Source organism: Mesorhizobium sp. WSM4906, assembly GCF_029674625.1.
In the GTDB taxonomy this organism is placed as follows: domain Bacteria; phylum Pseudomonadota; class Alphaproteobacteria; order Rhizobiales; family Rhizobiaceae; genus Mesorhizobium.
The window spans coordinates 1,929,629-1,953,892 of sequence record NZ_CP121355.1 but is presented as its reverse complement, the minus strand read 5'-3'; the positions used below and the strand labels follow the sequence as shown (position 1 = coordinate 1,953,892).

Genomic DNA, 24,264 nt, shown 5'->3' with positions numbered 1-24,264 from the left:
ATGGAAGGTAGCCATCAGACCCTTAGAACAAACGCCGGGCGCGACCGGTGGCAGCGGCAGCCGGATGTCGAGCGAAGTCGCTCCGTTGATTAGCGTGATCACGCCGACGCACAATCGGCGCCATCAGGTTGTGCGTGCGGTAGAAAGCGTTCTTGCCCAGACATTTACCCGCTTCGAGCACATCGTGGTCGACGACGGTTCGACCGATGGAACGGCCCTGGCCCTGGCCGAGATTCGCGATCCCAGGCTGATCTATGTCGGAGCGAAATGGCGAGGCGCCAATGCCGCTCGCAACGCGGGCATCGAGCGCGCGCGGGCGCCGATCGTGACCTTCCTTGATTCGGACGATGTCTATCTGCCGGACCGGTTGGAGCGGACGCTCGCGCGGTTCGACAAGAACCCGTCGCTCGAAGTGCTGATCAGTTCCTACGTCTCGGTGAAAGGCCAGCGCAGCACCAAGTGCATCAACCGCGAGGCCTTGCTCGACAAGAGCACGCTGCAGCGCGCCCTGGTCTCGCAGACGATCTTCATTGCCGGCTCGGCGATCACCGCCCGGCACGAGTCGCTGCTTGCGATCGGCGGCTATGACAGCGACATCACGCGCATGCAGGACCGCGAATTGCTGCTGCGTTTTGCCCGCCGCAGCGGTGCCTTGCTGTCGGAGGATATCGACTGGAAGAAGTACAATTCGGAGAATTCGATCTCCGGTCGTCGCGACGGCTATGTCGAGGCCTATGCCAACCTGATCGGCAAACACCCTTACATAGCCGACCGCTATCCCGACGTTCCGCCCTATATGATCGCCCGGCAGATTATCGCCGATATACTGAAGGGCAGGCTGCCGCAGGCTTTTTCCGGCTATCTCGCCAACCGGTCGTCCAAGGCGCTCGGCTACTCGCTGCCCGAATTGCTGCGCGGTTACGTCGTCGGCCGCCGCTGGCGTCGTGACTGTTATGACGAGTTCCGCGCCAAATACGGCGCCCGGGCGGTCTGATTAAGCGCACGGAGCGGCGTTCCAGCCGAAACACCGCAAGACAGGCACCTCACCGATCCAGCTCGGGAAAATACGGATCGGAAAACCGTTGCCGCAGCCGCTCGCCGAGCAGGCAATCGGTTGGCGCCTGCACATCGACGCGAATCCTTCTGGCATCATCGATGCCGCTCACCTCCTGGATCAGCTTGCGGCGGATCGCGGTCGAGAATTCGGACGCCGCATAGATCGGCAGCACGAACGAGCCGGGACCGCCGGTGACGCAGTCGGCATAGTAGCGGTCGAGGCGGCTGACGCTCGGCGACGGACTGATCAGTATCGGCAGGCCGTTGATGATTATGCCCTTGGCCAAAGCGGCGTCGCGGGTCATGGCGACAGGCAGTCCGGCGTTGTTCGGCCCGTCCCCCGATATGTCGATGACCCGGCGCGGCGCCGAAAAGCCGTTTTTCTCCAGAAGCCCCGCACCGAAGCCGAGAGCGCCCGAGATCGACGTGCCGCGAAAGCTCCGGAACGGCCGGCCGGCGATCTTGTCGGCAAAGGAGTTGGCGCTGTCCGCGCCGTCGATGACCTGCCAGGCAATCACGCCGTCGTCGCGCACGACCCCCGCCCATTCGAAATAGGCGAGCGCGATGCGGCCTTTCCGGCCCGAGCGCACAGCGCTGATGAAGTCGCGATGGCGCAGCGCCTCGACATAGCCGGCACGCTGCAGGGCGAACTCCCCTTCGTCCATCGATTGCGAGATGTCGACGGCCAGCACGAGTTCGACATCGACAGGGGTGCCGTCGCCGATTGCAGGCATTGGCGCTGCCTCGGCGCAGGCAAGGCATGCAAGCAGGCTGAGCAGCTTGAGCATGGCAGGCTCCGACCGATGCATGTCGCCCAAAAGTGCGCAGCGGTTTTGGGAGAACGACATGCATCAAGACAAAGACTTAAAGCGCGTCGCCTGAATCCGTTTCAGCGCGACGCGCTTTAGACCGGGATTCTTCCCGGCGATCGCGGCGAAATAAAGCTATTTCTTGGCGCGCACCGCACGCGGTGGCGGTTCGATCGCCCCGGCGCGGAGGCGGGCCGGCTTGAGCGCCGATCGGCCGCTGTCCTTGACGATGGTGAGCGCGCGCGGGAAGAACTGGATGTTGTGCAGGCCGCGCCCGATATTGAGGATGGCTGCATCCGGCAGCCTGGCCTGCAGCATCGCCAGCACGCGCCGTAGCGTGGCGCCGTCGAAGGTATCCAGCGCTTCGTCGATGATCACCCATTTCGGCTTTCGCAGCGCCAGCCGGGCAACGGCGAGCAGCCGCTGTTCGTCGTCGGCCAGCTCATGCTCCCAGCGCGCCGAGCGGTCGAGCTGGGACGACAGGCGCTCCAGCCCGACTTCGCCGAGCACCGCGGAAATCTCGGTGTCCTCGATTTTACCGCCTTCGGTATGGTTGAGCACGTCGCGCAGCGTCCCGAGCGGGAAATAAGGCATGCGCGGCACGAAGAACGGCTTCTCCCCGGCCGGCATGCCGATGCGCCCGCCTCCCCACGGCCAAAGGCCGGCGATGGCGCGGAAGAACAGCGTCTTGCCGGCACGCGGATCGCCGGTGATCATGACGCGCTCGCCGGCCTTTATCTCGGCATCCGTCTCGGCAAGCCTCGTGCACCCGTCGGGCGATGCGACTTCGAGCTTTTCGAATGTCAGCGTGCCATTCGCGTTCTCGCTCAACTCGATACGCCTTTCCTTGGCATGCAGGATGTCGGTTTCGCCAAGCGCGATCCGGAAGTCGGCGACGCGCATCAGCGTCGCCCGCCAATCGGCGATGGCGCCGATGTTGTTGATGAACCAGCGCAGCGAGGAATTCACCTGGTTGAAGGCACCGACCGCCATCATCAATCCGCCGAAGCTTATGTCGCCGGCGAAATAGACCGGCGCCGCGACAAGGATCGGCGCCACCACGGTGATCCAGCCATAGGCATCGGTGACCCAGGACAGGTTGATCTGGGCGCTGTAGATGCGCCGCATGGCGCCGAGCACGTTGCCGAGGTCGAACTCCAGCTGCCGCCTGGCGTCCGCCTCGCCATGGGCGAGCGCGATGGCGTCGACATTCTCGTTGACGCGGACCATGGAGGAGCGCAGCTCCGCCTCGCGCGTATAGCGATCGCTGTTGAAGTGGATCAGCGGTCGGCCCACGAGCCAGCTCAGCCAGGAGGCGATGCCGGCGTAGAGGATCGCCGCCCAGACCATGTAGCCGGGTATCGTCAGCGAATAGCCGCCGACATGGAAGACGAAGCCGGAAGAGAGCTCCCACAGCACACCGATGAAGGACACAAGCAGGATGAAGGATTGCAGCAGGCCGACACCGAGATCGGTCGACAGGTCGGAAAGATGCCCGGCGTCCTGCTGCATGCGCTGGTCGGGGTTGACGCCGATGGCGCCGGCATGGGTGAGCCGGAAGGCGCGCGCCGGCCGCATCCATTCACCGATGAGGTCGAGCGTCAGCGCCTCGCGCAGCTTCAGCCGGATCGTCTGGTTGAGCCAGGTTTGGCCGATATTGAGCACTAGCAGGCTGCCGGCGATCACGGCAAAAACCACCAGTTGGTGCAGGAAAGCCGGCAGGTCGCGCCGCGCCAGAGCGTCGTAGAAAGGCTGGTTCCAGCGGTTGAGCAGCACCTGCCCGATCGAGGTCGCGACGATGACGACGACAATGCCGATCGAGACCCACAGAAGCTGCCTGCGCACCGGCGACGTCTTCAGCGCCAGCCTGATCGTCGCCACCTGGTCCGAGAGGCTGCTCGACTCGACCGAGAACGCGGCCTGCTCGATACTGGGCGTGTCATCCATATGCGAAATCCCTGCTGCCGGGAGCGATCATCGGCGGTGGTGCCACACCCCGAATCCGCCCCTGAGATAGGGTGACGATCGCCATGCGGCGCAAGGCTTGCCCCCGATCACGAACGCGTCATCCGCCTGCCCGGCGGCACCGAGCTGGCGGCCTGGCGCCCGAGCGTTGTCGCACCTTGCGGCGAGAACACCGGCACGAAGACCCTGCGTGACGCACGCTGCGCGACGGGCACGCCCTGGTAGAGCCGCTTCTGCGCCTCGACGACGATGACGCCGGAAAATATTGGCCAGAGGCGCCGGCCGGCCCGCTCCAGCACGTTGTGGAACTGCATCATGAAGCGTCGCGGCGACGGCGGGAAGAACAGCGCGTCCGACCATGCGGCGGGCGTGAAATTGGCCTCGCGCAGCAGTTCGGTGAGCTGCCCGCGCGAGAACGGCCGGCCGTTGCCGAAGGGCGTGTGCTCGAAGCGCGCCCAGACGCCGCGCCGGTTGGGCACGACGATGACGACCCTGCCTGCCGGCGACAGCACGCGCCAGATCTCGTTCAGCGTCTCGCGCGGATTTTCGACATGTTCGAGCGAATGCACGAGCAGCATGCGGTCGATGCAGGAATCGACCAGCGGCAGCTCCTCGTCGAAGACGAGCGCCGTCGCCGTTGGTCCGGTCGCCGGCCACACCACCGCCCCCTGCGTCGCCGGCATGAAGGCAAAGACCCGCTCGGCATCGGTGCCGAACCGCTCCAGCCAGGGCAGCGTATAGCCGAGGCCGACCAGACGCTCGTTCGGGACGGTTGCCCATATCGACGACAGCGCCATGGTGATCGCGCGTTCGGCCAGGCGGCCGAGCGTGGTCGAATAGAAGGAGCGGAGGTCGACGATATCCGAATGCATGCGCCGGACGGTAGCCGCGATAAATGCCGAGTTCAACAAAGGCAGATGACATCGGCGGCTGACCGCCCTATGTCTGCGGCGATAACGGAGAGCGACGAGATGCCGGTCGAAATCGAACAGTTCATGTGCCGCACCGACAATTTCGGCGTGCTGGTCCATAACCCCGAAAGCGGCCAGACGGCGATCATCGACGCTCCGGAGGAAGCACCGATCTTGGCCGCGGTCAAGCGCACCGGCTGGACGCCGACCATGATCCTGACCACGCATCATCATGGCGACCACGTCGAAGCCAATCTGGCGCTGAAGGAGCGCTTCAAGCTCACCATCGTCGGGCCAGAGGCGGAAAAGGCAAAGATCCCAGGCATCGACGAGACCGTCAAGCAAGGCTCCGTCATCCGCCTTGGCGAGGAAAGGATCGACGTCATCGAAACGCCCGGCCACACCGCCGGCCACGTCTCCTACCATCTGCCGGCCTCGAAAGTGGCCTTCACCGCCGACACGCTGTTCGCGTTGGGCTGTGGCAGGATCTTCGAGTGCAAGCCGCCCGTGATGTACGAATCGCTGAAGAAGCTCGCTGCTCTCCCAGCCGAGACAGTGATCTATTGCGGCCACGAATATACTTTAGCCAACGCCCGCTTCGCGCTGACCGTCGACCCCACGAATTCGGCCTTGAAGGAGCGCGCCGCTAGGATCGAGGCGCTGCGCGCCGACAACAAGCCGACCTTGCCGACGACGATCGGCGAGGAACTGTCGACGAACCCGTTCCTGCGCTGGCACGACCCGGCGATCCGCAAGCATCTCGGTATGGAGAGAGCGAGCGACGCAGAGGTGTTCGCCGAGGTCCGCAAGCGCAAGGACCATTTCTGATGCATGTCGCCCAAAAAGTGTGCAGCGGTTTTGGGACAACGACATGCATCAAGCTCAATGCATGTCGCCCAAAAGTGCATAGCGGTTTTGGGCAACGGCATGCATCAGAATAGAGATTTCCCTGCATGACCGGCGCCGCTGAAATCATCGCAACGCTGGGTCTCCAGCCGCATCCCGAAGGCGGCTGGTATGCCGAGACTTTTCGCGACGGTTCGGGAGGCCCGCGCGGCCATTCGACCGCGATCTATTTCCTTTTGGAGCAGGGCCGGCTTTCGGCCTGGCACCGGGTGAAGGACGCGGCGGAGGTCTGGCATTTCTATGCCGGCGCGCCGCTGGCGCTCGCCATGCATGAGGAAGGCGCCGGCGCCGTCATCGAACAGGTGCTGGGCACAGCCCTTGCCGCAGGCGAGCGGCCGCAGATCGTCGTGCCGGCCGGCTGGTGGCAGTCGGCGCGCAGCCTCGGCGAATGGACGCTGGTCGGCTGCACGGTGGCGCCTGGCTTCGACTTCGCCGTTTTCGAGCTGGCCGAGCCCGGCTGGCAGCCGAAACCGCTTAACTCAAGAGAAAACCAAGCGTGATCGCCAGCTGGGCTGCATAATAGAGCACCCAGACCGCGTAACGCATCCAGACGCGATGCGGCGAGATCGCGGCAAGCAGGAAGCGCTCCGCCGCCAGCAGCCCGTCCGAGGCCATGAACAGCACCGCGCCGGCAACGACCCAGGGATAGCTCGTGGTGAGCGCCGCAATGCCCATGGCAAGGATCGCCGCGACATAGACGGCGATCGGGATGCGCAAGGGTGGGCCGACGCGACGCCACAGCGTGGCGAGCATCACGACAACGAACACAGCCATCGCCAGCGCGACCGCGCCGCGCCACGGTTCGGCGGCGAGCAGCCCGATCCCGCCACCCACCTCCAGGAACAGGGCGACGTAGGCGACATGCGCGACGAGGAAGCTCGCCAGCCCGCCAAGGAAGGCCTTCTCGCCGTCGCGCGACAGGAACGCGTCGCCGACCGAGCTGAGCGCCAGCGCCGCGACGAGCAGCAGCGGACCGCCCTGCATGACGGCGAGCGCCGCCAGCAAGCCTACGGCCAGAGTCTTGGCGGCGGAACGGGCGATGCGGGGCGACAGTTCGAGCGCCAGGGCATAGATCGCGGCGGCGGCGACCGAGAACAGAAGCGTCGCATTCGGATTGGCGTCGATGCCGCCCGGAAACGGCATCATGCGCTTGCTCCGCCGGTCGCCGGCTTGCGCAGCAAGAGCGACTTCGCGGCGAGCGCCGCCCCGCCGGTTATGAGCACGCAGGCCGCGAGGATGCGCAATGACGGCTCGGCCACGCCCGCGGCGATCAGCACCAGCGTCGACAAAAGCGGCGCGGCATAGCTCGCCGCCCCCAGCACCTGGATGTTGCCGCGCTTGACGCCAATATCCCAGGCGTAGAAGGCGGCGCCGACCGGCATCAGGCCGAGCCCGGCGATCGCCAGCCACTGCCCCGGACCGTCCGGCAGCACGGTCTTTTCGAGCAGCAGGTGGCAGGCGAACGAGAGCACCGACGTCGCGGCGCAGAACCATGTGACGATCGAGGTCGGCACCGATGGGAAGCGCCGCGACAGGAGCGAGTAGGACGACCACAAAAGCGCGCAGACGCCCGCCATCGCATAGCCGAAGGCGTAGCGCGCGTCGAAGGCGAGCCCGCCGCCCTTGGTGACGATGAGGAAAGTGCCGGCAAGGCCGAGCAGCGCGCCGACGACATGGTTCCAGGCCAGCCGCTCGCCCGGCATCAGCGCCGAGCCGAGCACGATCAAGAGCGGCCACAGATAGGCGATCAGGCTTGCCTCGACCGCCGGCGCGTTGCGCAGCGCCGTGAAGTAGAAGAAATGATAGCCGAACAGGCCGGCAATCCCGATCAACCATACCTGCGGCGGAATCTTCCGGCTCTTGTCGGGAGCAGGCATGACCAGCCTGGCGGCAAGCCCGACGCAGGTGCCGATGGCGAAGGTGATGGCCGACAAAAGGAATGGCGGCACCTGCCCGGAGGCGTTGGTGAGCAATGCGAGCAGCGCCCACATGGCAACCGCCGAGAAGCCGATCAGTGTTGCGCGCCCCATGCATTCCCCCCGGCGGCGCGCAGGGGCGCCTCTAAAGCAATTCCAGGAAAAGTGTGTAACGGTTTTCCGTTCGGAATTGCGCAAAACAAAGAGCAATTCCAGGAAAGCGTGCTGCGACTTCCCCGTCAGGAATTGCGTAAAACAAACTTACTCGACGGCTTCGAACCGTCTCGCGCTGATGGTCAGCGGACCGATCTGGGTCCCGACCGTGGCGCGGATCGGCGCATATACGCCGGATTGGCCGAGCGGTGCAAATGTCACCATCATGCGGCTCTTGTTCTTGAGGAACTCCAGCGCCTTGCGTCCCTTGCGGTAGCCCGCCACCGGCTCGAAGCCCATCTTGCAGGTGACGGTGTCGCCCTTGTAGCCGGGCACCGAGATCGAGCCTTTCGAGGCGTAGGTCAGCGACAGGTTGGCGCGCATCTCGCCGTCGTAGAACTTGACGGTCCGCCCGCAGACCTTGTCCAGGCTGTCGGCGTGGATGACGGTCGCCGCCATCGGATCGAGCACCGATTTCAGATCGCCGTCGCCGACCGGCACCCAGCTCTTCGGATCGCGCTTGCCTGGCTCCGGGACGACCTTCGTCGAAGCGACCCCGCCATTGGCGAAGCGTATGTCGACCGCCGAGGCCTTCTTGCCGGAAGTGTAATCGGCCCTGAAGGCCTGCGGCCGCATCTGCTGGCCCGAAATCGTGCCTTTGGACGAAATCGTGCCTTTCGTGTCGTCGAACAGCTTGGCGATGCCGGCGGCCGAAACCGTGCCGTTGATGGCATAGGTGTCGCCGTCGTAACGGCTCGAAAACGTCGCCCTGGCGACCGAAAGGCCAAGGAAGGAGACGGTATATTCGCCTTTGAAGGCTTGCGACGCGGCCGCGGCGAAGCCTGTCGACGGCACGGCGACGGCAAGCAGCGCGGCAAGGGCGTAGGATGGTCGAAGCATGGCGGGCGGCGAGTCCTTGATACTGGCCGGAAATGCAATGGTTCCAGCCTGGCAATCCCTTCGCGAAGGGCTTATAGGGCGAAATCCGACCTTTATATGGAGCGCGCCATGTCGCAGCGCACGTGCCGGAGCTTGACGTAGTGGCGAAATGCAACTATGGAACGCCAACTTTTCCAAAGGCCGCCTGACCGAGACCGCGCGCCGCCTGGCGCGGGCAGAATGGTTTGGCAGGTTTAGAACTGAAGGTTAGACAAGATGTCCCGTACCTGCGAGCTCACTGCCAAGGCAGTCCAGACCGGCAACAATGTGAGCCATGCCAACAACAAGACCAAGCGTCGCTTCCTGCCGAACCTGGTCAATGTGACGCTGATTTCCGAAGTGCTGAACCAGAACGTGCGCCTGCGCATTTCGGCCAACGCGCTGCGTTCGGTCGAGCACCGCGGCGGTCTCGACGCGTTCCTGGCCAAGGCCGACGCCAAGGAACTGTCGCAGCGCGCCCGCCTGTTGAAGAAGCAGATCGCCAAGAAGTTGGCCGAGCAGTCGGCCGCCTGAAGCGCCTTTGAGGCGGGGGCGACCGCCTCGAGCATCGGACCGAAGGCCGCGACGCGGCCTTGGGATCAATCCGGTCCTCAAACAGAGCGAGCGTCCGCTCGGACGCTCAGCTGGTTCCATTACCCAGGATAAAAAAATGAACTTCCTTACGCGATACCTGCCCTTCGTGGCCGCCATGGCGCTTGTCGTCGTGGCGTCGAACATCCTCGTCCAGTTCCCTATGCAAGGTCAGATCGGCGGCCTGTCGCTGGCCGACCTGCTCACCTGGGGCGCCTTCACCTATCCCTTCTCCTTCCTAGTCACCGACCTTGCCAACCGCCGCTACGGTCCCGCCGTGGCGCGCAAGGTGGTGTTCGTCGGCTTCATGACGGCGGTGACCTGCTCGATCCTCGTTCCGCCCTTCCTGTTCCGTCACGGCCTGATCGAATTCGAGACCGCCGCGGACCGTCTGGTGCGCATCGCGGCCGCTTCCGGCGCCGCTTTCCTCACCGCGCAACTGCTCGACGTGACGGTGTTCAACCGGCTGCGCCGGCAGAGCTGGTGGCGTGCGCCGATCGTCGGCACCCTGGCCGGTTCTATCTTCGATACCGTCGTTTTCTTCGGCGTCGCCTTCTCCGCCGCCTTCGCCTTTATCGGGCCGAACGACGGCTTCGCGCTGGAGACGGCGCCGCTGATGGGCGTACTGCCGGTCGAGACGATGCGCTGGGTCTCCTGGGCGCTGGGCGACCTGTCGGTCAAGCTGATCATCGCGGTGGTGGCGCTGATCCCCTACCGGCTGCTCGCCGCCCGCTGGAGCCAGCCGGCAGTCGCGGTCTAGAAGCATGATCCCAAAAGTGGAATCCGGTTTTTGGAAAAGATCATGCTCAGACTGGCAGATCGAGCCCCATCCCGATGGCATCGGGATGGAATAGGCTCGAAACCATGATCCCCTGGGTTCAGCTTGCTTCAGCCCGCACGCCCGATGGCGCTCAGGAACTTCGCCTGAAACGGCGCGGCAATGAATTCTCGATCATGCTGGGCACCAACGAGCTGATGAACAGCCGCCTGAGCGGCTCCGAGGAGGCGCTCGCCAGACTTTCCTGCGAACGGATCGCTGGCCGCAAGCAGCCAAGACTCCTCATCGGTGGGCTCGGCATGGGCTTCACCTTGCGCGCCGCTCTCGCGGCGCTTGATGGAGACGCGGCCGTCACCGTCGCAGAACTTGTCCCCGAAGTCGTCGCCTGGGCACGCGGCCCGATGGCCGGGATTTTCGACGGCTGCCTCGACGATCCCCGCGTCACCATTCGCGAGGCTGACGTCGGTCAACTGATAAAGACGGACGCAGCCGCTTGGGACGCCATCCTGCTCGACGTCGACAATGGTCCCGAAGGTATCGTCTACAAGGGCAATGACTCGCTCTATAGCGCGGCCGGCCTCGCAGCCGCGCGCGCCGCGTTGAGACCCGGCGGCGTGCTGGCGGTCTGGTCGCAGGGACCGGACAGCGGCTTCACGCGGCGGCTGAAGCAGGCCAGCTTCGTGGTCGAGGAGATCAACACGCGCGCCAACGGCAAGCGCGGTGCCCGCCACGTGATCTGGATCGCGGCCAACGAACGCTGATCCCCCAATGCGGGTCGCCCAAAAGTGCACAGCGGTTTGGGAGAACGACACGCATCAAAACAGAGACAGAGCGCATCGCTTGAATCCGTTCCAACGCGACGCGCGTTAGCGCCGGCCATCGCCAACGCCTTTACGCTTTGTTACGGCCGATGATGCAGGATCACGAAAACGATCCAGGACATCGCGACGGCATGGCCATCCAGGGCACCGGTTGGAAACATGATCTCCTGCTCGCGCTCTGCGCGATGCTGGTCGTGTTGGCGATCAATGCGGTCTCCGGCTTCCCGACGATCGCGGACCTTGGCGCCGACAACGACAGCATGCTGAGGCTGGTCGAGGTTCGCGACCTTTTGGCGGGGCAGAGCTGGTTCGATCTTCACCAGTACCGGATGGGCCTCGCGGGCGGCTTCGTCATGCACTGGTCGCGGCTGGTCGACACGCCGATCGCGCTGATCATCCTTGCCTTCCAGGCGCTGGGCACCAGCACGGCAGCCGCTGAAAGAGCCGCGCAGATCATCTGGCCGCTCTCGCTTTATGGACTGACCATATTCGTCATCCTGCGTGCCTCGCGGCGTTTCGCCGGCGCGGACGTAGCGATGCCGTCGGTGGTGCTGGCGACCGCGGCGCTGTTCTTTCTCGGCATTTTCAACCCCGGCACCCTCGACCACCACAATGTCCAGCTCCTTTTGACGGCGGCCAGCCTTTACCTTTTGATGGAGGCTCCCTTCTGGCGGCCCGCGGCCCTCCTGTCCGGCCTGTGCGCTGGCCTCACCCTTGCCGTCGGCATGGAGACCGCGCTTTATGTGGCCACGCTTGGCGCCTGTGCCGCCGTGCTCTTCATCCTTGACGAACGGGAGCGCCAGACCGCGCGCGGCTTCGGCATCGGATTTGCCGCAATGGCCTCGGTCGTCGTTGTCGCCACCATACCGCCATCGGCCTGGGGCGTAGCCCAGTGCGATGCCTTCTCGGCCTTCCAATTTGTCATAGCGGCGCTGTCCGGCTTCGGCCTGGCGGCGATTGCCGGCCTGTCCGGACCGTCGACGGCCAGGAAGCGGTTTGTCTGGATGTCGGCTTTGGCGTTGGCGGTCGCGGCCGTTGCGATCGTCTTCTTCCCGCAATGCCTGGCATCGCCCTATGCCGGCATGGACGAGCGCGTCCGCACCTATTGGCTGAACGACGTCGTCGAAGCGCAGCCCTTCCTCAGCGTCGCCGTCAATCAGCCGAAGCTGATGGCGGCGCGCTATGTGACGCCGTTCATCGCGATCCTCTTGATCGGCCTTCAGCTGCGCGGCCGCCGCCTGCGCCGTGAGGAAGTCCTTGCCGCCGCATCGCTGATCGTCGCTTTCGTCGTCAGCCTCTGGCAGGTGCGCGGCTCGACCTTCTCGGTCGCCTTCGCGGTGCTGCCGCTCTCGACCTGGATCGCCGGGATTCGCCTGCAGGCAAACGCCGCCGCCCAGTCATGGCGCGTCTCCACCCGCATCGCGGCGGCATGGCTGGTGTCGCTCAACGCGACCTGGGCCGGCGTCGCTGTCGCGGCGCAGTCCGTGGTCCAGAGGGCGCCCACGGGCATCAATTCCGACGCGGATCATGCGCTGACCTGCGGTAAGGCCGAAGACTTCAGCGATCTTGCCGCCATGCCGGCGACGACGGTACTTGCGTCTTCCAATCTCGGCTCCGCCATAGTGATGTTTACCGGCCACCGGGCATTGGCCGGCCCCTATCATCGCAATGTCGCCGGCAACCTCGCCATGCTTGACGCCTTCATGGGAACGCCGGACGCGGCCCTCGCCGTCGTCCAACGTGAACATGTCGGGCTGGTCGCCATATGCCGCGGCAATTCGGAAGAGCTGTCGCTCGCCGTCGAGGCTCCCACGGGCCTCGCCGCGCGGCTGCTGAAGCGAGACGTCCCCGACTGGCTGGAATTGGACAGCACGACGGCGAACAAGCCGGTCGAGATCTACAAGGTCCGCTGATGATTTCAGGTACTGCCTGAAACGGAAACTGAGCGCTGTTCAGTCCTGATGCAGGATGAATTCCAGATAAAGGTTCCGCTGCAGGATCGAGTGGTTGTCGTCCGACACCAGCGACACCATCAGCGCGCCGTCGGCGCGGGTCCAGACGTCGAGCCCTTCCATATTGTCGATCTGGTAGCCCATGTCGGCTTCCAACAGCACCGGGCCGTCGGCGACCGCGTCCCGCTCGACGCTTTCGCCGTAAATGCGCCTCAGCCGCATCTTCACCCCGCGCGCCATCGAGAAACTGCGTTCGAGTAGAAGCAGGTCGCCATCCGGCAGGAAGGCGCCGTCGGTGATGTCGAAATCGCCCTTGCGCTTGACGGTGAAGACGCCCTTCTTCGGTCCCTCGATGATTGCCGCATAGATGTTGCCGGCCTTGTCGAGGCTCTTTTCCGACACCACGACCAGGCCACCCTGATGCTGGCCGTAAGGATTGGCATGCGTGACCGTCTCGAAGCCGCGGTTCTGGCGCAGCTCCCTGGCCGGAACCAGATAGTCGAGCGTCTTGAACGGCGCCTTCATATTGTCCGGCTCGATCTTGAACTGGACGACGCGCTGCTCGCGCTCGAAACCGACCGTGGCGATGCCGTCCTTGACGGCGAGGCCTTCGGCGTCGACCTCCCATTTCTCGTCGATCGGCTGGCCAGAGGCGTCGACCATCTGCTGCATGCGGAAATTCGACACGCCCGACGGGCGCTTGTCGGCATCATGGGTGATGGTGCCGAAGAACCAGAAGCCGGTGTCGGCGACGCCGATGAAATCGCTGCCGGGCTTGAGAAAGCGAAGCGCCGACAGCGCGCCGAAATCGCGCGACGGCGAGGTCATCTCCAGCCCGCCGACGAACTCGAGCGGCCCGAACTGTTTCTGGTCGCGGCCGACGCGGAACTCGGTGATCGGTCGCGCCGAAATCCCTATCGCCTCGACCGGAGCTCGCTGGGCCGCAATCGCCGGCGAAACCACCGCGCAGATCAGCGTGCAGGCGAAAACCGTCCGCCGGATCCCGCCTCGCGAAAAGATCATCCGGCGCGCCGCAAGCCGCCGCGGCGCATGTCGCGCGCACTCTCCTCGTCGAACAGCGAGGCCAGTTGCTCGGTCATGGCGCCCGCCAGTTCCTCGGCATCGACGATGGTGACGGCGCGCCGGTAGTAGCGGGTCACGTCGTGGCCGATGCCGATGGCGAGCAATTCGACCGGCGAGCGCGTCTCGATGAGGTCGATCACCGCGCGCAGGTGGCGCTCCAGATAGTTGCCGGGATTGACCGACAAGGTGGAATCGTCGACCGGCGCGCCGTCCGAGATCATCATCAGGATCTTGCGCTGCTCCGGCCGGCCGATCAGCCGGTTGTGCGCCCACAGCAGCGCCTCGCCGTCGATGTTCTCCTTGAGCAGGCCCTCGCGCATCATCAGGCCGAGATTGCGGCGCGCGCGCCGCCACGGATGGTCGGCGGACTTGTAGATGATGTGGCGCAGATCGTTGAGCCGGCCGGGATTCGGCGGCTTGCCGTCCTTCAGCCATTTCTCGCGTGCCTGCCCGCCCTTCCAGGCGCGGGTGGTGAAGCCGAGGATTTCCACCGAAACGCCGCAGCGCTCCAGCGTGCGCGCCAGAATGTCGGCGCAGGTCGCGGCCACCGTGATCGGTCGACCGCGCATCGAGCCCGAATTGTCGAGCACCAGCGACACCACCGTGTCGCGGAACTTGGTGTCGCGCTCCTGTTTGAAGGAGAGCGGCTGCATCGGATCGATGACGACACGGACCAGCCGCGCCGGATCGAGATAGCCCTCCTCCAGGTCGAAATCCCAGGAGCGGTTCTGCTGCGCCATCAGGCGGCGCTGCAGCCGGTTGGCCAGGCGCCCGACGACGCCGGAGAGATTGGCGAGCTGCTTGTCGAGAAAGGCTCGCAGCCGGTCGAGCTCCTCTTCCTCGCACAGGTCCTCGGCGCCGACCGTCTCGTCGAAGGCGGTGGTGAAGACCTTGTAGTCGATCTCCTTCGGCAGGTTGAGGAACGGATTGTCGTTGCGGCGTGCCTCGCCAGGCGTCTCGGCGTCGGAATCGTCCTCGTCGGAGAGGTCGTCGGATGTGGCGTCCGTCGCTTCCGTCTCGGCGGACTCCTCCTCATCGGCCGAAGCTTCGGCGTCCTCCGACTGCGACTGCTCCGAGCCGGAATCGTCCTCGCCGCCTTCCTCGCTCTGCTCTTCGCCCTGCTGCTCGTCCTCTTCGTTGTCCTCGGAGTCCTCCGTCTCCTGGTCGTCGCCGAGCTCCTCGGCCATTTCCATGGAGACGAGCATGTCGCGCACGACGCGCGCGAAAGCCTGCTGGTCGTCGAGCTTGGCCGACAGGCCGTCGAGATCGCCGCTGGCCTTTTCCTCGACCCAGGGGCGCCACAGATCGACCAGCCGCTCGCCGCTCTTCGGCACTGGGCGGCCGGTGAGCTTCTCGCGCACCATCAGTGCCACCGCCTCCTCGAGCGGCGCGTCGGCCTTGTCCTTGACGTCGACGAGGTTTGCCCTTGCGTATTTGTCCTCGAGCATGGAGCCGATATTGTCGGCAACGCCCTGCATGGCGCGGCTGCCGATCGCCTCGACACGCGCCTGTTCGACGGCATCGAAGATCGCCCGCGCGAGCTTGCCTTCCGGCGCCAGCTTCGCGTGGACGCGCGCGTCATGGCAGGCGCGCTTCAGCGCCATGGAATCGCCGATGCCGCGGGTGATCGCGATGTCGTTGCGGGAAGCCTTTTTCGGCAGTTCGGGCAGGCGGGCGCGATTCCCGGCCAGCGCCGGCCGGTCCTTGGCGAAGCTTACCTCGAGGTCCTTGTCGCCGGCGACGGCGCGCATGCAGACGGTGACGGCGCGCTTGAAGCTGTCCGCTTCAGACCCGTTCTTCGGCTTGTTGCGCGTGTTGTCGCCCGGACCCGCCATCGATCATTCCCTGCGCGTTTTGGTCCGAAAGGCCAAGCCTTCCGGCACGCGCCTACCCCAGCACCACGTTGGCGGCGCTCTCCGGCAGATCCTCGCCGAAGGCGCGCTGATAGAATTCGGCGACCACCGAACGTTCGAGCTCGTCGCACTTGTTGAGGAAGGTCAGCCGGAACGCCATGCCGATGTCGCCGAAGATCTCGGCATTCTCGGCCCAGGTGATGACGGTGCGCGGGCTCATCACCGTCGACAGGTCGCCATTGATGAAGGCCGAGCGCGTCATGTCGGCGACGCGCACCATCTTGTTGACGATCTCCTTGCCCTTGTTGTCGCGATAGTGCTTGGCCTTGGCCAGCACGATGCTCACCTCATTGTCATGCGGCAAGTAGTTGAGCGTGGTGACGATCGACCAGCGGTCCATCTGCGCCTGGTTGATCTGCTGCGTGCCGTGATAGAGGCCGGTGGTGTCGCCGAGGCCGACCGTGTTGGCGGTGGCGAACAGCCGGAAGGCCGGATGCGGGCGGATGACCCGGCTCTGGTCGAGCAGCGTCAGCCGGCCCGACGATTCCAGCACGCGCTGGATGACGAACATCACGTCCGGGCGGCCGGCGTCGTATTCGTCGAAGCAGAGCGCTACATTGTGCTGATAGGCCCAGGGCAGGATGCCGTCGCGGAACTCGGTGATCTGCAGGCCTTCCTTGACGACGATGGCGTCCTTGCCGACGAGGTCGATACGGCTGACATGGCTGTCGAGGTTGACGCGCACGCAGGGCCAGTTGAGCCGCGCGGCGACCTGCTCGATATGGGTCGACTTGCCGGTGCCGTGATAGCCGGACACCATGACACGGCGGTTGTAGGCGAAGCCGGCGAGGATCGCCAAGGTCGTCGCCTTGTCGAACAGATAGTCCGGGTCGATGTCGGGCACATGCTCGGTCGAGACCGAATAGGCGGGAACCACCATCTTGGAATCGAAGCCGAACTTCTCCTTCACCGACACCGTCGTGTCCGGCAGGTTGGCGATGTCGCGATCGACCTTGTTCATCACTATCAACGTCTCCACGGGCGAAACGCCGCGTTTCGCCGGCAATCGATTTTGTCCGGGGGCGGTCTTAGAGCCTTTTCCAACCTTATGAAAGTTGGAAAACGACACGGACCGTAGGGCCGCTCAGCACAATCCTGCTTGCTTGAGCACGCGATAGGCCTGCAGCACATCGCGGAACCGGTCTTCCGAACCTCTGTCGCCGCCATTCGCATCCGGATGGTGGCGCTTTACGAGTTCCTTATAGCGCGCCTTGATATCCTTGCCAGTCGCCTTTGTATCAAGGCCAAGCGTTTCCAGCGCCTTGGCCTCAAGCGGCTTTGCCTTGCGCTCGCGCACCTCCCGCGAGCCTCCGCCGAACAGGTTGAAGGGGTCGCGCATGCGATTGTAGTAGCCGGCGCGTCCCGAACGGAGCTGCGCGAAATCGGGCGCCGAACGCATTCCGCCGCCATTGGCGCCCATGCGCCAGGTCGGCCGATGGCCGGTCAGCGCCTCCTTCTGGAAGCGGGCGATCTCGCTGTCCGACACGCCCGAGAAGTAATTGAAGCTCTTGTTGTATTCACGCACGTGATCGAAGCAGAAGCGGAAATACTCGCCCTCCTTCAGGCGTCCGACCGGCGCGCGATGCGTGCCGGCCTCGCTGCAACCGTCCCACTGGCAGATCGGGGCGCGCGACTTCAGCTCCGCGTCCTTTTCCGGCCGGATACGGATTTTCTCGAAATATTTGGGATACGGTTTCATCTCACCCATTTATGGGCTGTTCGCTAGTGCGAAACAAGAATTGACATTTCGCCGATGATCGCCCTAACCGCTGAATCGCGGCTTAAAAGCGGTCGAAAATGCAGATTTTGCGGCAGTGCCGCAGATGTGGTGAAGGGAAGCCCCGATGTCCATACAGTCGACGATGGAAAACAAGCTGAAGGCGGCATTTTCGCCGGAGAGGCTCTCCGTCATCAACGAAAGCCACCTTCACGCCGGCCATCATCACGTCGAGTCGGGCCACGAGGCCGTGTTCGACGGCACCGGCGAGACGCATTTCCGTGTCCGCATCGTCTCCCCGGAATTTGCCGGCATGAGCCGCATCGACCGCCACCGCGCCGTCAACCAGCTGCTTGCCGACGAACTGAAGGCCGGCGTGCACGCGCTGGCGATCGAGCCGGCCGCGCCCGGCGAGAAGACCCCCTGGTAGCAGCGAACCTTGTCATCGACGCTTCGGGACAGGCGCGGCAAGCTGCGCCGGCCGTTCGATCGTAAAGTAAAGCACGATCGAGAGGGCAACTGAAAGCACGCAGGCGGCACCGCCCAGCAGGACCTGCGTGGCGGTTCCCGCATGGTCCGGCATCAGTTTGACGGCGAGTTGAAGCACGTAAGGGTGCGAGAGATAGAGCGAATAGGACACGTTCCCCAGCAGAACCATGAACAGGACGATTGGTGTCGGGGCCGGCGCCCATGGCAGGACGGCGGCGACCAGCAGCACCGCCGGAATGCCGTTGGCCACCAGCCAATGGATCTCGAGCAGCGGCGCGCGCAACGCCATAGCCGCCACGAACACGAGGAATATCGGCAGCGAGCGCCCGCGAAAGATCGCGGGGCTGCGCCTATAAAGAAGATAAAGGCCGATGCCGAGCACGAATTCGAGCATCAAAGGACTGGTGTAGAACCGCCACGGGACGTAATCCAGCTTCACGAGACTCGTGGCGGCGACGAGAAGCACGATGATTGCGGCCGGCACGAGCGGGCTGCCCAGGCCGAACGCCAGGCACGCGGCATAGATGCCGTAGAAGAACATCTCATAATTCAGCGTCCAACCCAGAAACAGGATCGGCTGCACGGCTCCATTCGCTTTTGCGAACGGGACGAAGAACAGGGACTTGATCAAGGTCTCGCCGTCGATCGCGGTCGAATTCAGCAGACCGGGCTTCAGCATGGCCAGGACCGCAATGCCCGCCGTCAGTGTCCAGTAGAGTGGGACGATGCGCATAAGCCGACGTCTGACGAAATACAGCACGCCTTTTTGGGGATCGGTCGTGTAGGCGATGATGAAGCCGCTGATGACGAAGAAGATGTCGACCCCAATCGCCCCGTTGTGAAAGATGTTGGTCCGGTTGCCAAATTCGATCTGCAAGCCGACGCCAAGATGGAACAGGACCACGAAAAAGGCAGCCGCAAACCGCAGCACCTGCAGGCCGAGCAGTTTAGAATGGATGGTCCGCCCGCGCGCCGGCCCGGCGGCGTCTTGCAAGCCAGCAGCGGATGCTGCCTTCATCGGGCTTGCGTCCAGCCGAGGTCCGCCTCGATCCTGTTCTCAAGCTGATTGGCCATGCGTTGCTGGCCGGCCTCGTTGGGATGCCAGTCGCAGCCGCGCAACGATGCCCCAGGCGGTTCGGTGAAGCGGATCATCGCCGTCTTGCTGTCGCCGGCGTCACGCCGCTGCTTGACCACGTCGTCCACCGCCTTGTCCGCCGCGGCGAGATCCTCCCCCGTTAGCAATGGCCCGAACCCGGCGTAGATCATCGCATGAGGTGCATTGGCGCGCAGTTTCGCCAGCAATTCGGCATAGCTGGCGGCAAAATTGGCGGGCCGGGCGCCGCCGCTGAAATCGTTCGTCCCGAGATGAACGATGATGACGTCGGTTTTGGGCAGCGCTTCGCGATCCCGCCGCGAGGGCAGAATCCGGTCGTACAAGTCCGCCATTGTGCGCCCCTTGGCTCCCTGAAAGTTGCGAACGAGCCCCTTTCCCGAAGCGGCCAAGGTGATTACGTCCGCATCGTAGCGTCGCGCCGCGATCGCGGCATAGGTCAGGTACTGATTTTCCGTATCGGCGCTGAACTTGCATTTCGCGTCCTTGCCCTCGATGCCGTAACCGACGGAAATCGAGTCGCCGATCACCAACAGGCTGCGCTTCTTCGGCACAGGCCGCAGAAGCGTGCCATCGGTGCGCACATCCTTGAGAGTGGTGGTCCCGAAAAACGCCTCGGTACGGCGCACGAGCCGGACGGAGTGGCGATCCGCGCCCTGCGTCGCGACGAGACGGTAGGTGTTGGAGCCTTTCTTCAGATCGATCCGGGACAGTTTGCCGTCGACATCCAGCACGAGGCTGTTCTTGCCGCGATCGTCGAGCACGACGTCCAGCCAACTGCCCGCGAACGCGAACTCGATCGCGCTGCCGGGCCACTCGAAAGCCGCCTGATCGCCGGCGTCGAGAAACCGTCCGATCAGCCGGGCATTCTTGAAGGCTGGCTCGGCAGCATATGTTGGCCAGGCAGCGATCCCGATGACGAGCAACAATGCGGCCATCAGGGTTGCCTGCATGCGTTTATCAATCATCTCGGGCAGCACCTTTCAGGGGTGACGCTCAACTAGAACGCGAACGCCCCTTCCCTCCAAAGGTTGCACCGCCTCGCCCACAATTGGTCGCGGCGTGGCTGACCAATCATCAGGATGGATCGACCGGCACCCGAACCATGCCGTCGAACTCCTCGGCGGAGCTTGACCGATGCTGCCCGAGCCCGCTCTGAGCAGTTCCAGGAAAATGGCGAACGCCTAGGCTCGGCGACTTCGCCGTAGCCACCATCCGGAATGCGTCAAAAACAAAGGGATAGAGCGGTTCAGCGTTTCCGCGAAACGATGAACCGCCCCAAATCACCGCTTCGGTGGGGAACGGCCCCAGGCGCGACAGCGCGCCGTCGGGCAGCGCCTCGAAGCGTTCGCATGTGTCGGCGCGGGCCGCTTCCACCGACCTTGACGTGATCCAGTTTCGCCGACGATCAGGCGACCGTTGCCTTCAGGAAGGCCATAACCGCTGCAGTCAGCGCATCGCCGTCCTCACCGACGCGGCGGTTGATCGCCATATGCGAATAGGCGCTGCCGTCGAACAGCGTGACCTTGGTGCCCCCTGCCCGCAGCCGGTCCGCGAGATCATGGGCCATGGCCGCGCGGATCGACGCGTTCGAATAGGCGATGAACACGGGCGGATGCTTGCCCTTGCCGATATAGGTTGCGGGCGACAACGCCCGCCATTGGCTCGGATCCGAAAACGCCTGCGCGTATATCGGCCGCAGCTTGCCGCCCTGCGCCTTGGCCAGGGCCTCGATGTCATAGGCTTCGGTGTCATCGAGCACCAGCCCGGCAACGCCGGGCAAGCCGCCGCGAAACCCCGTCAGTGCCGCGAGATGGCAACCGGCCGAGTGGCCCATCACCACGATGCGGTCGGGATCGCCGCCATATTTGGCTATGTTGGCCCGCACATAGCCGTAAGCCTTCTCGACGTCGCTTGCCTGGGTCGCGACATCGGCCGTGGGCAGCATGCGGTAGTCGATCGAGACGAACAGGAAGCCGTCGGCGAGCAGGAAGCCCGGCTTGGCATTGACATTGGAGCGGTTGCCGATCCGCCAGGCGCCGCCATGGATGAAGAAGACGACCGGATCGCCCTTGGCGCCCTCCCGCGCGTAGACGTCGAGCTTGGCCGGTCCATAGTCGAGCGTCCGTGGCGCCGGCTGGCGCAAGCGCCGGGCTGCCGACGCAGCCGTCGGCATGAGCGCGGCAACGGACGCAAGGACAAAGTGGCGCCGATCGATCATCATCATCTCCTGACTGCCCCTCTGCCCCGACCGCCTCGGCCCCCACCAGACAAAAACAGAGTGCATGCAAGCTCGGCGGGCGTCCAGTTAAGGATTGTTCATCGGCCGCACGGCCGGCGCGTCGGCGGTGGGCCGGCACCCCTTTCGCACCATCAAATGCGCCGGCGCGCAACCCGGCCGCCCGAGCAGGACCATGGAACATTTCCCCGGTCTGGCAGTTTTGATTGCCGGGCGGATTGCTAGTCAGACCGGAGAGCCGATGCCCTCGGCCGGCGCTTCCGAACGGTGACCACCAATGATGAAGACGTATCGAGTTCCAGCCGCGCACAGCAACGGTCGCCGAGGCGGCTTGCGGCTTCTGCGGCTGCTTGCGGCAATTGCGCTCGCGGCCTTCCTTCCGGCTCCAGCGATCGCGCATCAGTCGCCCAAGGGCTGGCAGTACGACAGCTCATGTTGCTCGGGAATGGACTGCTATCAGGCACCCACGTCCGATGTTAAGGAAACGAAGTATGGATACCAGCTCTCCACCGGAGAGGTCATCCCCTACTCCGACAGCCGGATCAAGCGCTCGCGCGACGAGTTCTTTCACGAATGCAAGCCAGGCGGCGACGCGAAGTCGCAGCATTCGTTCTGCCTCTATGTTCCCGACCACGACATGTAGCTGCGAAAACCGGTCACCCCCCCTTGAAGCTCTTGGATAGGTAGCTATCTGTCGGGCGACAATGCACCGCAGCGTCGACGCGTCCGTTATGGGTTGGCAAATGGGTCGACCGAGCGCACACTGATCCTGGCTGTTGATTCGGGTGGGCGATTTTTAGTCTGCATCGGGACGCGCAACGCGGCGCTTCTTTCCGGCCACGCGGCGCGGTTCCTCAAACCTCAGTGATCGCAGCTGGCTTATTGCGTTTGTCGGGAACAAACGGCGCTTTCCGACAGTTGAAGGAACGATGAGCCGATTGGCAGCCTATCGGCTCCGAGGCAAAACATCATGCGCGAGAACCAATCAGACGTCTTCGATCTGTTTTCGGAGATTTACGCCAACGCGGCCCAGGAAGAGATCAGCCTCCAACAGTATCTGCTTGGATGCCGAGAGGACAAATCCATGTATGCCTCGGCACCTGAGCGTATGGTCGAGGCTATCGGCGAGCCGAACCTGGTCGACACCAGCAAGGACGAGCGACTCGGCCGCATCTTCTCGAACCGCACCGTCAAGATTTACCCCTCCTTCTCCGACTTCTACGGAATGGAGGATACGATCGAGCGCATCGCCGGATATTTCCGCTATGCCTCGCAGGGTCTCGAGGAGCGCAAGCAGATCCTCTACCTCCTCGGCCCCGTCGGCGGCGGCAAGTCCTCGCTCGCCGAACGGCTGAAGAAGCTGATGGAGCAGCGTCCTATCTATACGCTGAAGGTCGGCAACCAGATCAGCCCGATTTTCGAATCGCCGCTCGGCCTTTTCCATCCCGACCGGATGGGTGATTTGCTGGAAGATAAATACGGGATAGCCCGCCGTCGCTTGCACGGCCTCATCTCGCCTTGGGCGGCCAAGCGCCTCGACGAGCTATCCGGCGACATTTCCAAATTCAGCGTGGTCAAGCTGTCGCCGTCGCGTCTGCGTCAGATCGCCATCGCCAAGACCGAGCCTGGCGACGAGAACAATCAGGATGTTTCCGCCCTGGTCGGCAAGGTCGACATCAGGCAATTGGAACACTTCAGCCAGTCCGATCCGGATGCCTATTCCTACAGCGGCGGCTTGAACCGGACCACGCAGGGCCTGCTCGAATTCGTCGAAATGTTCAAGGCGCCGATCAAGGTCCTGCACCCGTTGCTGACGGCAACCCAGGAAGGCAGCTACAACGGCACCGAGAATTTCGGCTCCTTCCCCTATCAGGGCATCGTCGTAGCGCACTCCAACGAATCGGAATGGCAGCAATTCAAGAACAACAAGAACAACGAGGCCTTCCTCGACCGTATCCTCGTGGTCAAGGTGCCGTATTGCCTTCGCATCACCGAGGAAAGGCACATCTACGAGAAGCTGCTGCGCGAGAGCGAGTTGGCGAACAGTCCCTGCGCGCCCGAGGTGCTGGACATTCTCAGCCGCTTCACCGTCTCGACCCGCCTTGCCGAGCACGAGAATTCGCCGCTCTACACCAAGATGCGCGCCTATGATGGCGAGAACCTCAAGGAGATCGACCCGAAGGCGAAGTCGGTCCAGGAATATCGCGATGCCGCCGGTGTCGACGAAGGCATGACCGGGGTCAGCACGCGCTTCGCCTTCAAGATCCTGTCCCAGACTTTCAACTACGACACCAAGGAGGTCGCCGCCGATCCCGTGCACCTGATGTACATCCTCGAGGAGGCGATCAAGCGCGAGCAATTCCCGAAGGAAACGGAAGCCGCCTATCTCGAATTCATCAAGTCGGAACTGGCGACACGCTATGCCGAGTTCATCGGTCATGAGATCCAGAAGGCCTATCTGGAATCGTACAGCGAATACGGCCAGAACCTTTTCGACCGCTATATCGCCTACGCCGATGCCTGGATCGAGGATCAGGACTTCAAGGACCCCGATACAGGCCAGATCCTCAATCGCGAGGTCCTGGAAAAGGAGTTGTCGCAGGTCGAGAAACCGGCGGGCATCGCCAATCCCAAGGACTTCCGCAACGAAGTGGTCAAATTCACCTTGCGCGCACGCGCGCGCAATCACGGCCGCAACCCGTCCTGGACGAGCTATGAAAAGCTTCGCGAGGTTATCGAGAAGCGCATGTTCGGCCAGGTCGAAGATCTGCTGCCCGTGATCAGCTTCGGTTCCAAGCAGGACAGCGTCACGGAGAAGCGGCATAACGAGTTCGTGCAGCGGATGGTGGAGCGCGGCTATACACAGCGGCAGGTGCGCCGGCTGGTCGACTGGTACATGCGCGTGAACAAGGCGGGTTGAGCAAGCCCGAACGGTT

General features: G+C 63.9%; 24 protein-coding genes. 10 read left to right on the top strand and 14 right to left on the bottom strand.

All coding sequences use genetic code 11. From position 1 onward, the window contains the following. The first annotated feature begins 64 nt into the window (after positions 1 to 64). Positions 65 to 994 carry a glycosyltransferase family A protein gene (locus QAZ22_RS09240; protein ID WP_278206421.1) on the top strand — a complete coding sequence of 310 codons (930 nt, stop codon included), beginning with the start codon at positions 65 to 67 and terminating at the stop codon, positions 992 to 994. A 49-nt stretch (positions 995 to 1,043) separates the two neighbouring features. Here the strand turns inward: QAZ22_RS09240 and QAZ22_RS09235 are convergent, their stop codons facing one another. From QAZ22_RS09235 to QAZ22_RS09225, 3 genes are all read right to left on the bottom strand, one after another. After that, complete coding sequence (locus QAZ22_RS09235; RefSeq protein ID WP_278206420.1) at positions 1,044 to 1,844, bottom strand: DUF1194 domain-containing protein; 801 nt, start codon at positions 1,842 to 1,844, stop codon at positions 1,044 to 1,046. Positions 1,845 to 2,000: 156 nt separating this feature from the next. Beyond that, positions 2,001 to 3,812 (bottom strand): ABC transporter ATP-binding protein/permease, encoded by a 1,812-nt coding sequence (locus QAZ22_RS09230; protein ID WP_278206418.1) that lies wholly within the window; start codon positions 3,810 to 3,812, stop codon positions 2,001 to 2,003. Positions 3,813 to 3,919: 107 nt separating this feature from the next. Next, on the bottom strand, positions 3,920 to 4,702 hold the full coding sequence (locus QAZ22_RS09225; protein ID WP_278206417.1) for a methyltransferase domain-containing protein: 783 nt from the start codon (positions 4,700 to 4,702) through the stop codon (positions 3,920 to 3,922). Between the two features lie 99 nt (positions 4,703 to 4,801). Between QAZ22_RS09225 and gloB the strand changes: the two genes are divergently transcribed. After that, the gene (gloB, locus tag QAZ22_RS09220; RefSeq protein ID WP_278206416.1) at positions 4,802 to 5,569 is read left to right on the top strand and encodes a hydroxyacylglutathione hydrolase; all 768 of its coding nucleotides are present in this window, start codon (positions 4,802 to 4,804) and stop codon (positions 5,567 to 5,569) included. 125 nt (positions 5,570 to 5,694) lie between these two features. Then, positions 5,695 to 6,147: a cupin domain-containing protein gene (locus tag QAZ22_RS09215; protein ID WP_278206414.1), complete on the top strand. Its 453-nt coding sequence runs from the start codon at positions 5,695 to 5,697 to the stop codon at positions 6,145 to 6,147. Here QAZ22_RS09215 and QAZ22_RS09210 read toward each other — a convergent pair. The 3 genes from QAZ22_RS09210 to QAZ22_RS09200 all read right to left on the bottom strand — a co-directional run bounded on the left by QAZ22_RS09210 (position 6,122) and on the right by QAZ22_RS09200 (position 8,616). Then, on the bottom strand, positions 6,122 to 6,793 hold the full coding sequence (locus tag QAZ22_RS09210) for a lysoplasmalogenase (RefSeq protein WP_278206413.1): 672 nt from the start codon (positions 6,791 to 6,793) through the stop codon (positions 6,122 to 6,124). The two genes, QAZ22_RS09215 and QAZ22_RS09210, sit on opposite strands and share 26 nt — an antisense overlap. Next, a complete protein-coding gene (locus tag QAZ22_RS09205; RefSeq protein WP_278206412.1) occupies positions 6,790 to 7,677 on the bottom strand; it encodes an EamA family transporter in 888 nt (295 codons plus the stop codon). Before QAZ22_RS09205 ends, QAZ22_RS09210 begins: the two co-directional genes overlap by 4 nt. Positions 7,678 to 7,824: 147 nt before the next feature. Continuing rightward, positions 7,825 to 8,616 carry a DUF3108 domain-containing protein gene (locus tag QAZ22_RS09200; RefSeq protein ID WP_278206411.1) on the bottom strand — a complete coding sequence of 264 codons (792 nt, stop codon included), beginning with the start codon at positions 8,614 to 8,616 and terminating at the stop codon, positions 7,825 to 7,827. Positions 8,617 to 8,871: 255 nt separating this feature from the next. Between QAZ22_RS09200 and rpmB the strand changes: the two genes are divergently transcribed. From rpmB to QAZ22_RS09180, 4 genes are all read left to right on the top strand, one after another. Then, positions 8,872 to 9,168, top strand: coding sequence for a 50S ribosomal protein L28 (gene rpmB / locus QAZ22_RS09195; protein WP_192251560.1), 297 nt, complete (start codon positions 8,872 to 8,874; stop codon positions 9,166 to 9,168). Positions 9,169 to 9,304: 136 nt separating this feature from the next. Then, entirely contained in the window at positions 9,305 to 9,985 is a 681-nt protein-coding gene (locus QAZ22_RS09190; RefSeq protein ID WP_278206410.1) for a queuosine precursor transporter, read from the top strand. Between the two features lie 104 nt (positions 9,986 to 10,089). Then, the gene (locus QAZ22_RS09185; protein ID WP_278206409.1) at positions 10,090 to 10,764 is read left to right on the top strand and encodes a hypothetical protein; all 675 of its coding nucleotides are present in this window, start codon (positions 10,090 to 10,092) and stop codon (positions 10,762 to 10,764) included. A gap of 149 nt (positions 10,765 to 10,913) precedes the next feature. After that, on the top strand, positions 10,914 to 12,737 hold the full coding sequence (locus QAZ22_RS09180; RefSeq protein WP_278206408.1) for a GtrA family protein: 1,824 nt from the start codon (positions 10,914 to 10,916) through the stop codon (positions 12,735 to 12,737). Between the two features lie 39 nt (positions 12,738 to 12,776). On the opposite strand, the gene QAZ22_RS09175 is transcribed toward QAZ22_RS09180, so the two are convergent. The 4 genes from QAZ22_RS09175 to QAZ22_RS09160 all read right to left on the bottom strand — a co-directional run bounded on the left by QAZ22_RS09175 (position 12,777) and on the right by QAZ22_RS09160 (position 17,480). Continuing rightward, positions 12,777 to 13,799, bottom strand: coding sequence for an esterase-like activity of phytase family protein (locus QAZ22_RS09175; protein ID WP_278206407.1), 1,023 nt, complete (start codon positions 13,797 to 13,799; stop codon positions 12,777 to 12,779). Then, positions 13,796 to 15,694 carry a cobaltochelatase subunit CobT gene (gene cobT, locus QAZ22_RS09170; RefSeq protein WP_278206405.1) on the bottom strand — a complete coding sequence of 633 codons (1,899 nt, stop codon included), beginning with the start codon at positions 15,692 to 15,694 and terminating at the stop codon, positions 13,796 to 13,798. Before cobT ends, QAZ22_RS09175 begins: the two co-directional genes overlap by 4 nt. Positions 15,695 to 15,746: 52 nt before the next feature. Next, positions 15,747 to 16,733, bottom strand: a complete 987-nt coding sequence (gene cobS, locus QAZ22_RS09165) for a cobaltochelatase subunit CobS (protein ID WP_278206404.1) — start codon at positions 16,731 to 16,733, stop codon at positions 15,747 to 15,749. Between the two features lie 123 nt (positions 16,734 to 16,856). Further along, positions 16,857 to 17,480, bottom strand: coding sequence for a J domain-containing protein (locus QAZ22_RS09160; protein ID WP_278206403.1), 624 nt, complete (start codon positions 17,478 to 17,480; stop codon positions 16,857 to 16,859). Positions 17,481 to 17,616: 136 nt separating this feature from the next. Here QAZ22_RS09160 and QAZ22_RS09155 point away from each other — a divergent pair, with 136 nt between their 5' ends. Next, positions 17,617 to 17,919, top strand: a complete 303-nt coding sequence (locus tag QAZ22_RS09155; RefSeq protein ID WP_278073627.1) for a BolA family protein — start codon at positions 17,617 to 17,619, stop codon at positions 17,917 to 17,919. Between the two features lie 12 nt (positions 17,920 to 17,931). Here QAZ22_RS09155 and QAZ22_RS09150 read toward each other — a convergent pair whose 3' ends face one another. The 4 genes from QAZ22_RS09150 to QAZ22_RS09135 all read right to left on the bottom strand — a co-directional run bounded on the left by QAZ22_RS09150 (position 17,932) and on the right by QAZ22_RS09135 (position 21,310). Then, a complete protein-coding gene (locus tag QAZ22_RS09150; protein ID WP_278206402.1) occupies positions 17,932 to 18,996 on the bottom strand; it encodes an acyltransferase in 1,065 nt (354 codons plus the stop codon). Continuing rightward, positions 18,993 to 20,042 (bottom strand): SGNH/GDSL hydrolase family protein, encoded by a 1,050-nt coding sequence (locus QAZ22_RS09145; RefSeq protein WP_278206401.1) that lies wholly within the window; start codon positions 20,040 to 20,042, stop codon positions 18,993 to 18,995. Before QAZ22_RS09145 ends, QAZ22_RS09150 begins: the two co-directional genes overlap by 4 nt. Before the next feature lie 124 nt (positions 20,043 to 20,166). After that, the gene (locus QAZ22_RS09140) at positions 20,167 to 20,466 is read right to left on the bottom strand and encodes a hypothetical protein (RefSeq protein WP_278206399.1); all 300 of its coding nucleotides are present in this window, start codon (positions 20,464 to 20,466) and stop codon (positions 20,167 to 20,169) included. A gap of 31 nt (positions 20,467 to 20,497) precedes the next feature. Continuing rightward, positions 20,498 to 21,310: an alpha/beta hydrolase gene (locus QAZ22_RS09135; protein ID WP_278206398.1), complete on the bottom strand. Its 813-nt coding sequence runs from the start codon at positions 21,308 to 21,310 to the stop codon at positions 20,498 to 20,500. 295 nt (positions 21,311 to 21,605) lie between these two features. Here QAZ22_RS09135 and QAZ22_RS09130 point away from each other — a divergent pair, with 295 nt between their 5' ends. Together QAZ22_RS09130 and QAZ22_RS09125 are read left to right on the top strand one after the other, a co-directional pair. Next, a complete protein-coding gene (locus QAZ22_RS09130; protein WP_278206397.1) occupies positions 21,606 to 21,971 on the top strand; it encodes a hypothetical protein in 366 nt (121 codons plus the stop codon). A gap of 327 nt (positions 21,972 to 22,298) precedes the next feature. Continuing rightward, entirely contained in the window at positions 22,299 to 24,248 is a 1,950-nt protein-coding gene (locus tag QAZ22_RS09125) for a PrkA family serine protein kinase (protein ID WP_278206396.1), read from the top strand. Positions 24,249 to 24,264 lie beyond the last annotated feature (16 nt).

Bases quoted from the DNA above. Each gene is read 5' to 3' on its own strand.
- QAZ22_RS09215 (WP_278206414.1), top strand. From the start codon at position 5,695: ATGACCGGCGCCGCTGAAATCATCGCAACGCTGGGTCTCCAGCCGCAT.
- QAZ22_RS09155 (WP_278073627.1), top strand. From the start codon at position 17,617: ATGTCCATACAGTCGACGATGGAAAACAAGCTGAAGGCGGCATTTTCG.
- QAZ22_RS09145 (WP_278206401.1), bottom strand. From the start codon at position 20,042: ATGCAGGCAACCCTGATGGCCGCATTGTTGCTCGTCATCGGGATCGCT.
- cobT (WP_278206405.1), bottom strand. From the start codon at position 15,694: ATGGCGGGTCCGGGCGACAACACGCGCAACAAGCCGAAGAACGGGTCT.
- QAZ22_RS09230 (WP_278206418.1), bottom strand. From the start codon at position 3,812: ATGGATGACACGCCCAGTATCGAGCAGGCCGCGTTCTCGGTCGAGTCG.
- gloB (WP_278206416.1), top strand. From the start codon at position 4,802: ATGCCGGTCGAAATCGAACAGTTCATGTGCCGCACCGACAATTTCGGC.
- QAZ22_RS09185 (WP_278206409.1), top strand. From the start codon at position 10,090: ATGATCCCCTGGGTTCAGCTTGCTTCAGCCCGCACGCCCGATGGCGCT.
- QAZ22_RS09180 (WP_278206408.1), top strand. From the start codon at position 10,914: ATGATGCAGGATCACGAAAACGATCCAGGACATCGCGACGGCATGGCC.
- QAZ22_RS09130 (WP_278206397.1), top strand. From the start codon at position 21,606: ATGATGAAGACGTATCGAGTTCCAGCCGCGCACAGCAACGGTCGCCGA.
- QAZ22_RS09175 (WP_278206407.1), bottom strand. From the start codon at position 13,799: ATGATCTTTTCGCGAGGCGGGATCCGGCGGACGGTTTTCGCCTGCACG.
- QAZ22_RS09135 (WP_278206398.1), bottom strand. From the start codon at position 21,310: ATGATCGATCGGCGCCACTTTGTCCTTGCGTCCGTTGCCGCGCTCATG.
- QAZ22_RS09190 (WP_278206410.1), top strand. From the start codon at position 9,305: ATGAACTTCCTTACGCGATACCTGCCCTTCGTGGCCGCCATGGCGCTT.
- QAZ22_RS09240 (WP_278206421.1), top strand. From the start codon at position 65: ATGTCGAGCGAAGTCGCTCCGTTGATTAGCGTGATCACGCCGACGCAC.
- QAZ22_RS09225 (WP_278206417.1), bottom strand. From the start codon at position 4,702: ATGCATTCGGATATCGTCGACCTCCGCTCCTTCTATTCGACCACGCTC.
- QAZ22_RS09160 (WP_278206403.1), bottom strand. From the start codon at position 17,480: ATGGGTGAGATGAAACCGTATCCCAAATATTTCGAGAAAATCCGTATC.
- QAZ22_RS09210 (WP_278206413.1), bottom strand. From the start codon at position 6,793: ATGATGCCGTTTCCGGGCGGCATCGACGCCAATCCGAATGCGACGCTT.
- QAZ22_RS09200 (WP_278206411.1), bottom strand. From the start codon at position 8,616: ATGCTTCGACCATCCTACGCCCTTGCCGCGCTGCTTGCCGTCGCCGTG.
- QAZ22_RS09125 (WP_278206396.1), top strand. From the start codon at position 22,299: ATGCGCGAGAACCAATCAGACGTCTTCGATCTGTTTTCGGAGATTTAC.
- QAZ22_RS09205 (WP_278206412.1), bottom strand. From the start codon at position 7,677: ATGGGGCGCGCAACACTGATCGGCTTCTCGGCGGTTGCCATGTGGGCG.
- rpmB (WP_192251560.1), top strand. From the start codon at position 8,872: ATGTCCCGTACCTGCGAGCTCACTGCCAAGGCAGTCCAGACCGGCAAC.
- QAZ22_RS09235 (WP_278206420.1), bottom strand. From the start codon at position 1,844: ATGCTCAAGCTGCTCAGCCTGCTTGCATGCCTTGCCTGCGCCGAGGCA.
- QAZ22_RS09150 (WP_278206402.1), bottom strand. From the start codon at position 18,996: ATGAAGGCAGCATCCGCTGCTGGCTTGCAAGACGCCGCCGGGCCGGCG.
- cobS (WP_278206404.1), bottom strand. From the start codon at position 16,733: ATGAACAAGGTCGATCGCGACATCGCCAACCTGCCGGACACGACGGTG.